1 protein-coding gene is annotated in these 1,117 nt (G+C 67.8%); it reads right to left on the reverse strand.

Annotated features, from left to right (window positions below):
* Positions 1–560: 560 nt before the first annotated feature.
* On the reverse strand, positions 561–1,117 hold a 557-nt coding region (locus tag ACE3S9_RS17905), incomplete at its 5' end, for a d(CMP) kinase (RefSeq protein ID WP_374547835.1).

Below are 1,117 nucleotides of genomic sequence, written 5' to 3' on the forward strand. Positions count from 1 at the left end.
AAACAGGTCGGCGATGGGCGCGAATTCGCCGCGCCTGAGGCCGCGGACCTCGACCAACCAGGCGAGCCAGCGGCCGTCGTCGAAGCCGAAGCTCATGATGGGATGGGGTATTTCCGGTCCGGCCCAACGGGCCAGGACGATGTCCAGCTCACGCAGTTTCGACAGGTCTTGGGATTCGTTACCCAGCGCTCGGTGAATTCTGTCCGGCTTTTCCAGTCGAAGTCGCGGACATTCGTCAACGTCAGATGATCGGCGTCAACCACGCCTGTGACCTGACGAGCGACATCGGGCGACCAGTCGGCCTCGGCCGGCGGGTTGATCGTGCTCCCCCAGACCAAAAGCGCCGAAAGCGACAGCGAAGGCCGCGATGACGCGTGGCCGGCGGCCCGACCAGAGCGCGACAAGGGCGGCCAAGGACAGGAGCGCGAAACCAGAGCGCAAACGAGCCCCACACGCCGAGCAGAAACAGGACGATCAGCGCGGCGAGCCCCGGAACGAAACCCGCGAGACGCCGCGTCAGTCCCGCCAATTCCAGCCCCGTTGTTGCGCCCTAGGATTCGTCAGGCCTTGACCCGATCGACCATCGCCAAGGCGGCCGCGAAGGCGCCCTCGATGTTCAGGTCGGTCGTATCGAGCAGCCTTGCGTCTTCCGCCGGCTTGAGCGGCGCCTCGGCGCGGGTGCTGTCGCGCTGGTCGCGTTTCCGAATGTCTTCCAGAATCGCGGCATAATCGACCTTTTCGCCGCGCCCGCGCAACTCCAGCGCCCGGCGCTGGGCGCGGGCCTCGGGGCTGGCGGTGACGAAAATCTTCACATCGGCCTCGGGCGCGATCACCGTGCCGATGTCGCGGCCGTCGAGCACCGCGCCCTGCGGCCGCGAGGCGAAGGCGCGCTGCATGTCGATCAAGGCCGCGCGCACTTCCGGGATCGCAGCGACCACCGAGGCCGCTTCGCCCATTTCCCGGCCGCGCAGGCGCTCTTCCTCGAAATCGCGCAGGGCGAGGCCGCGCGCGGCGCCGACAGCCTTTTCGACATCGTCGAGCTTCGAGCCCTGATCGAGCAGCACGCGGGCGGTGGCGCGGTAGAGCAGGCCGGTGTCGAGATGGGGCAGGCCGAAAT

It is taken from the genome of Rhodoblastus sp., from assembly GCF_041915505.1.
In the GTDB taxonomy this organism is placed as follows: Bacteria; Pseudomonadota; Alphaproteobacteria; order Rhizobiales; family Beijerinckiaceae; genus Rhodoblastus.